This window comes from Mesorhizobium sp. Root695 (assembly GCF_001428185.1).
In the GTDB taxonomy this organism is placed as follows: Bacteria; Pseudomonadota; Alphaproteobacteria; order Rhizobiales; family Rhizobiaceae; genus Mesorhizobium.
This window is the reverse complement of the sequence record NZ_LMHO01000010.1, coordinates 163,946-171,419: the sequence shown is the minus strand read 5'-3', so window position 1 is coordinate 171,419 and position 7,474 is coordinate 163,946. Positions and strand designations below refer to the sequence as shown.

General features: G+C 63.9%; 6 protein-coding genes. 2 read left to right on the top strand and 4 right to left on the bottom strand.

Translation table 11 applies throughout. The features are described from left to right. Positions 1 to 173 precede the first annotated feature (173 nt). The 4 genes from ASD99_RS12270 to ASD99_RS12255 all read right to left on the bottom strand — a co-directional run bounded on the left by ASD99_RS12270 (position 174) and on the right by ASD99_RS12255 (position 4,247). Positions 174 to 1,265: a Gfo/Idh/MocA family protein gene (locus tag ASD99_RS12270; protein WP_057143827.1), complete on the bottom strand. Its 1,092-nt coding sequence runs from the start codon at positions 1,263 to 1,265 to the stop codon at positions 174 to 176. Positions 1,266 to 1,340: 75 nt separating this feature from the next. Then, entirely contained in the window at positions 1,341 to 2,504 is a 1,164-nt protein-coding gene (locus ASD99_RS12265; RefSeq protein WP_056585600.1) for an ABC transporter substrate-binding protein, read from the bottom strand. Between the two features lie 70 nt (positions 2,505 to 2,574). Continuing rightward, positions 2,575 to 3,423: an ABC transporter permease gene (locus ASD99_RS12260; protein WP_056585598.1), complete on the bottom strand. Its 849-nt coding sequence runs from the start codon at positions 3,421 to 3,423 to the stop codon at positions 2,575 to 2,577. Continuing rightward, positions 3,420 to 4,247: an ABC transporter ATP-binding protein gene (locus ASD99_RS12255; protein WP_056585596.1), complete on the bottom strand. Its 828-nt coding sequence runs from the start codon at positions 4,245 to 4,247 to the stop codon at positions 3,420 to 3,422. The genes ASD99_RS12260 and ASD99_RS12255 overlap by 4 nt, the downstream gene beginning before the upstream one ends. A 337-nt stretch (positions 4,248 to 4,584) precedes the next feature. Between ASD99_RS12255 and ASD99_RS12250 the strand changes: the two genes are divergently transcribed. Continuing rightward, positions 4,585 to 5,529 carry a MurR/RpiR family transcriptional regulator gene (locus ASD99_RS12250; protein ID WP_057143826.1) on the top strand — a complete coding sequence of 315 codons (945 nt, stop codon included), beginning with the start codon at positions 4,585 to 4,587 and terminating at the stop codon, positions 5,527 to 5,529. A 66-nt stretch (positions 5,530 to 5,595) separates the two neighbouring features. Continuing rightward, entirely contained in the window at positions 5,596 to 7,389 is a 1,794-nt protein-coding gene (locus tag ASD99_RS12245; protein WP_057143818.1) for an NAD(P)/FAD-dependent oxidoreductase, read from the top strand. Positions 7,390 to 7,474 lie beyond the last annotated feature (85 nt).

Here is a 7,474-nt window from a genome sequence, read left to right as displayed (position 1 = left end):
CTCGCCAGAAAACTCCTGGTCATCCTCAATGCAAAAGCACGCGATGCGCGCAACGAGGTCGCAATTGCAACTTGACACCCCAGATAGTCGCTCTCCCCGTTCTTTGCGGGAAGAGGGTAAGGGTGAGGGGCAGCGCCGACCTGAAGCGATTGCCTGCCAGCCCTCGGATTGCGTCAGGCCAGATCGATGGTCCGTCCCAGCGCGATGCTCTGTTCGGCGGCGAGCACGATTCGCAGGCTGTTGACCGCCGCATCCATCTGCTCGGTTAGGTCGAGGTCCTCGCGGATGGCGCGCAGGAAGAAGGCCTGCTCGCGGTCGCAGAGTTCCTGATGACCGGGCTCGTCCTCCATGCTGACGATCTCGTCGGGCTTCGAGAAATTCTTGTCGGCGTCGACCTGCGCGTAATGGATCTTCAGCGCATCGGTCTTGGTGTGGCGGTCGATGTCGGCGGAATTCGATACTTCGGCCAGCTCGGAGGCGCTGCTTGCCTGCTGGCCGGCAACGATCGACACCGCGCCCTTGGGGCCGACCACATCCTTCACGAAATAGGCCGTCTCGCTCATCATCGGTCCCCAGCCGGCTTCGTACCAGCCGACCGAGCCGTCATCGAAGGTGACGTGCAGATGGCCGTAATTCTGCTTGTCGGCCTCCGCCCACAATTTGGCGCCGATGCCGTGCACGCGCACCGGCCTGGCGCCGGTCAGCTGGCACATGACGTCGACATAGTGCACGCCGCAGTCGACGATCGGGATCAGCGAATCGATCAGGTTCTTGTGCCAGTGCCAGGCGCTGCCGCTGCTCTGCTGGTTGAGGTTGAGCCGCATCACCAGCGGCTTGCCGAGCGTCTTGCCTACTTCGATGAACTTGATCCACGACGGATGGACGCGCAGGATATAGCCGAGCACCAGCTTGCGGTTCTTGGCGCGCGCCGCCGCGACCACCTTCTCGGCGTCCTCGTTGTTGGTGGCCAGCGGCTTTTCCATGAACACATGGCAGTTGGCGGCGATTGCCTTCAGCGCATATTCGGCATGGGTGTTCGGCCAGCTGTTGATCGAGACGGCGTCGGGCGCGGTCTCCTTCAGCGCCTGGTCGAAATCCTCATAGAGCGGATAGGCTCCCAGTTCGGCCGGGATCTTCGTGTTGCTCTTGATCGAGCGGCTCATGATGCCGACGATCTCGAAGCCGTCGGAGCGGTGATAGGCGCTGGCATGCGACGCACCCATATTGCCGAGACCCACCACCAGCACTTTCACTCTGTCGGACACCGCTACCTCCCACGCTTTCATTCAATGGATTGCGGGCGGCAATCGTGTCGCCGCCCGGTCTTGTCGTCGCCGGTCCTACTTGATCGCCGAATCGAACAGATGCGCCTTGATCTTCTCGACATCGAGCGCGGCAAAGCCTTCCGACAGCTTGACGCCGTCGGCATCGGCCTTGACCTTGGCCTTGTCGAAATCATTGGCCGGGCCGATCAGATCGTTGGTGCAGACGTCTTCGGCCTTCACCGGAGCGGTGATCTGGCCGATCTTGTGGATCTCGTCGAAGAAGCCCTGCCAGCTCGCCATGTCGTGCGAGCCCCAGCCGCCACGCTTGTCCATGTCGCCACGGAAGACGTTGATCTGCTGCAGGATCGAGGTGGTGCCGAGTTCTGGGCCAAGATTCTTGGCCAGCGTGGGGAACTGCTCGAACACCGCTTCGACGGCCGCGCGGGGATTTTGATACCCAAACTCCAGGCCCATCGCCCAGCCGCGCAGGTACTTTTCCAGGAACGCCTTGCGGTCGGGATCCTCGAGGTCGGCGGCGCGCACGACGAAGGTGTTGGCCGGCAGCTTGGAATTCTGCACGCCGAGCCAATATTCGAAGTCGAGCCCCTTGGCGATCCATTCGGCGCGCAGGCCTTCCCACGCCAAAGCGGCGTCGCCCTGGCCGCCGGCGAGCGCCGTGCCCCAGGTCGGCCAGCCGGCCTCGACATATTTGACCTTCTTGATGTCGACGCCTTGCGCCGCCAGCAGCGGGTCGGTGATCGACTGCCAGGCGGCGGAACCGAGCAGGATGGTCTTGCCTTCCAGCTTCTTCAGGTCGTTCGATCCCTCGCCCTTGCGGAAGGCGATGCTGAACGTGTCGCGGGCGCCCATATGGAACACCGACTTCAGCTTCATGCCGTTCTGGATGGCGAAGGAGAACACGCCGGGCGACGGGAAGCCCATGTCAGCCTGGCCGACATCGACGAACTTCACCGTCGCGGTGCCGTCCGACGGCCCCGGCTGCATGTCGGTGTCCAGCCCATCGAAATAGCCGGCCTTCTTGGCCGCCCAGTAGGGATAGTCGTCGAGCACTTCGAGCGTGCCGCGCGGCGAAATCCAGGTGAATTTTCCGTAAGGTTCGGCCCTGGCCTTGAGGCCCGTGGCGCCAAGCGCCGTGGCTGTCACCAGCCCGGCGCCGGTCACCTGCAGGAAATAGCGGCGGCTGATCCCCGCCGGATTGATCGAGTTGTCTTTGGTCATGGCATTCCCCTTTTTTGTTTGACGTCAGTCTCTTGCCGCCCGCCTCCCGGGCGTCTTCCTACCTATGTGTTCAAGCCTCCCAGCTCGCCCATTTCTTGCCGATCAGGAAGAACAGTACGTAGATCAGGATGCCGAGCGTCGACAGGATCAGCACCACCGCGAAGAACTGCGGCATCTGGATCATCGACGAATAGGTGGTCAGCCGGTTGCCGAGGCCAAAGCCGCCGCCGACCATCTCGGCGCCGACCGCGGTCAACAGGCCGAAGATGGCGCCGATCATCAGCCCGACCAGGATCATCGGCAGCGCCATCGGCGCGCGGATCTTCCAGAAGATCTGCAAGGTGCTGGCACCGTAGGAGCGCGCCAGCGCGATCTTGGCGCTGTCGACGCGGCGAAAGCCTGTCGCCGCATTGATCATCACCATCGGCCCGGCGGCCAGCGCCACCGCGATGATGCGCGGCGTGTAGCCGAAGCCGAAGCGCAGGATCAAAAGCGGCACCAGCGCCAGCATCGGCGTGGTGACCAAAAGCAGGATGTAAGGCGCGACGATCTTCTCGGCGAACGGGAACTGGGTGATGACGGCGGCCAGCACCAGGCCGATGATGGCGCCGATGGTGAAGCCGGACACCAGCTCGACCAGCGTGTAGCCGAGATGCGGCGCGATCAGCGGAAACTCGTCGAACAGCGCATAGGCGATCGAGCTCGGCGGCGGCATGATGTAGAGCGGCACGTGGAACAGCCGCAGCGCCAGCTCGATGCCGCCGATGATGATCACCGCGACGGCAAGAATGGCCGCCACCTCCTTGCCCGACTTGATGCCGGGGCCGCTGGCGAAGGCCGACAGATTGGTCAGGCTGACCTCGTGGCCGTCGCCGGACTTGGATTTGGAGAATTCCGGAATGGCGTCGCCTCCGCTCACGGCCTGATCCTCACGATCTCTGCGCTCGGGCGCTCCAGCGCTTTTGGCCGCGTGCGCTCGCCGACTATGTCCATCTTGATCCGGTTGGTGAGGTCGAAGACCTCCTTCGTCGCCATGATCTCCAGCGAGCGTGGCCGCGCAAACGGCACGCGATACTCCTTGGCGACGCGGCCCGGCCGTGCGCTCAGCACCACCACCCGGTCGGAAAGGAAGATCGCTTCCTCGATGCTGTGGGTGATGAAGACGATGGTTGTCTTGGTGTCGAGCCAGATCTCCTCGACCAGCCGGTTCATCTCCTCGCGGGTAAAACTGTCGAGCGCGCCGAACGGCTCGTCCATCAGCAGCACCGACGGCTTCAGCGCCAGCGCCCGCACGATCGCCGCGCGCTGCTGCATGCCGCCCGACAGCTCGCGTGGAAACTTGCCGCCGAAGCCGTCGAGACCGACGCGGTTGAGCAGATGCGCGATCCACGCCCGGTCTGGCTTCTCGCCCTTGATCTCGAAGGGAAAGCGGATGTTGGCGTCGAGATTGCGCCACGGCAGAAGGTTCGCTTCCTGGAAGACGATGCCGATATCGGGATGCGGGCCGGTGATCTTGATACCGTCCAGCCGGATCTCGCCGCTGGTCAGGCCGTGCAGGCCCGACATCGACCACAGAAGGGTCGTCTTGCCGCAACCGGAAGGCCCGACGATCGAGACGATTTCATTGGCGCTGACATCGAGGCTGCAGCGGTCCAGCGCCAGCAGGTCGCCGGAGGCCGTGTGATAGATCTTGGTCGCTGCCTGCACGCCAAGCTTCGGGTTTCTTGCATCGCCCGTATTCATCTGCCCCCCGGGAAGATTTCGCGATGATCCACTGGCTCACCCGACCGATAAAATCAGTCTGTAACTATCCTACTTTCCTGTCAAGCACGAGCATTGGTACGCGTATCACAAAAGTGGGCATGCATATCTATCTAATTGTTTTCATAGTGTTTTCATGACCTTGAAATACGTGTTGCTTTCCTACATACTTCCGAATTCGCGCGAACTGGAAGGAAGCGGAGAAGGTGAGGTTTTCCCGACGACACGCTCCGGTTGCGATGCCGTCAGGCGCGTGGAGCCATGGCGTGCAAACATGCTAAGACGGCAGCCTCGCAACCCAGGGAAAGACCAGGACCCCATGACCGAAGCTGGCAGCCAGGACGAACCTGATCCGGGCCACGATACCGAGGGGCGCGATCCTGTCCGGCGCATCCCCGACATCATCTCGCTGGTCAAGGATTCCTACAGCGAATTGCGCCCGGCCGAACGACGTGTCGCCGATATCGTGCTCGACGATGTCAAATATGCCGTCGACGCCTCCAACGCCGCCCTTGCCCAGCGCGCCGGGGTCAGCGAACCGACGGTGACCCGGTTCTGCCGCGCCATCGGCTGCGAGGGCGTGCGCGACTTCAAGCTGAAGCTGGCGCAAAGCCTCGTCGTCGGTGCGCTCTATCTGGCCAAGTCACCGACCGTCAGCAATGACAATGGCATGCCGTTCTGGAACGCCGTGTTCGGGGAGGCGCGCCGGGCGCTGCAGGAGGCCGAGCGGCAGCTCGACCCGGCGCAGCTGCAGAAGGCGGCCGACCTGATCGCCAAGGCGCGCCAGGTTACGGTCTTCGGCCTCGGCGGCAGCTCCTCGGCGCTGGCGCAGGAAACCCAGTACCGGCTGTTCCGCTATGGCATCACCGTCAGCGCCCAGTGCGACCCCTATCTGATGCGCATGACCGCCTCGACGCTCAAGCCCGGCGATCTGGTGATCGCCATTTCGGCGACGGGACGCACCCGCGAGGTGATCGAAGCCGTCGAGCTCGCCAAGCATTACCGCGCCAATGCGATCGCGGTGACCGCGCCCGACACCGAACTGGCGCGCGCCTGCGACGTCAGGCTGACGGTGGCGGTGCCGGAATATCCCGACACGCTGAAGCCGACGGCGTCGCGCTTCGCCTTCCTGGCGGCGGTCGACCTTTTGGCGGTGGCCTCGGCCTACAAGCTCGACGGCTCCGCCCGCGAGACGGTGCGCCGCATCAAATACAACGCCCAGATCCATCGTACCGGCAAGGAGATGGAGCCGCTCGGAGATTAGGGCCCGTGCCAAGTCCGATGATTGAGTTTGCGCCATGTTCGGCGCATTGCAGCAAGAGGGAAAGAAATGCTTGAGATAGCACCATCGAAACAGGCAGCCGCATGGCTCGGGTCCTTTGCCAAGGCGCTCGAAGCGGGCGATGGGGCGGCTGCGAGCAACCTGTTCGTCGACGATTGCTACTGGCGCGATCTCCTGACCTTCACGTGGAACATCACCACCATGGAAGGCCGCGAGGCGGTCGCCGGCATGCTGGCGGCGGCGCTGTCGACGACCAAGCCGACGGCATGGCGGCTGACCGGCGAGGCGACCTCGGACGAGGGCACCATCGAGGCCTGGTTCAGCTTCGAAACCGCGGTGGCGTCAGGAGAGGGCATCATGCGGCTGCGCGACGGCCGCTGCCGGACATTGTTCACGGCAATGACCGACCTCAAAGGGTTCGAGGAGCGCAAGGGGGCGGAGCGGCCGCTGGGCGTGCGCCACAAGGCCGATCCCAAGCGCGAGACCTGGTCGGAGGCGCGGGCGCGCGAGACGCGCGAGCTTGGTGCTGACGAGCAGCCCTACTGCCTGGTCATCGGCGGCGGCCAGGGCGGCATCATGCTGGGCGCGCGGCTGCGCCAGCTCGGCGTGCCCACCATCGTCATCGAGAAGAATGCAAGGCCGGGCGACTCCTGGCGCAACCGCTACCGCACACTCGTGCTGCACGACCCGGTCTGGTACGACCATCTGCCCTACATTCCCTTCCCCGAAAACTGGCCGGTGTTCACGCCCAAGGACAAGATGGGCGACTGGCTGGAAATGTACACGCGCGTCATGGAGCTCAATTACTGGGTTGCCACCAAGTGCCTGAGCGCCTCCTATGACGACGTCGAAAAGGTCTGGACCGTGGTGGTCGACCGTGCCGGCCGGCACATTACGCTCAAGCCGAAGCACATCGTCTTTGCCACCGGCGCCTATGGCCCGCCACGGCGGATCGATCTGGCCGGCGCGGATCAGTTCAAGGGCGAGCTGCTGCATTCCAGCCAGTATTCCAGCGGCGAGAAATTTCGCGGCAAAAAGGTCGCCGTCATCGGCGCGGCAAGCTCGGGGCACGATGTCTGCGTCGATCTCTGGGAGAGCGGCGCCGAGGTCACCATGATCCAGCGTTCGCCGACCACCGTGGTCAAGTCGGACACGTTGATGGAAGTCGGCTTCGAGATCTTTTCGGAGACAGCACTGGCACGCGGCATCACGACCGAGAAGGCCGACATGATCGTCGCCTCGACGCCGTTCGCGCTGGTGCCCAAGGGCCAGCGGGCGCTCTACGAGGTGATCAAGGCGCGCGACGCGGCGTTCTACGACCGCTTGCGCGCCGCCGGCTTCGCCATCGATTTCGGCGACGACGAGACCGGCCTGTTGATGAAGGCCTACCGCACCGGCTCCGGCTACTACATCGATGTCGGCGCTTCCGACCTGATCATCGACGGCGAGATCGGCGTTCGCAGCGGCGTCGCCATCAAGTCGCTGACCCCGAACGGCATTCTGTTCGAGGACGGCAGCGAACTCGCCGCCGACGCCATCATCGCCTGCACCGGCTATCAGTCGATGAACGAGACGGTGGCGGCCATCGTTTCGCGCGAGGTCGCCGACAAGGTCGGCCCCTGCTGGGGGCTTGGCTCGGGTGTCAAGGGCGACCCTGGACCATGGCAGGGCGAGCTGCGCAACATGTGGAAGCCGACCGCGCAGGAAGCGCTCTGGTTCCACGGCGGCAATCTGGCGCTGTCTCGGTTTTACTCGAAATATGTGGCGCTGCAGATCAAGGCACGGATGGAGGGAGTAGCGACGCCGGTTTACGGAAGGCCGAGCAATTCCGGGCATTGCTGATCTCCCCCCTCGAGGGGGAGATGGCCGGCAGGCCAGAGGGGGTCGGTTCGACTGGATGCGACCTCCTTGCGGCAAGAGGAGGTTG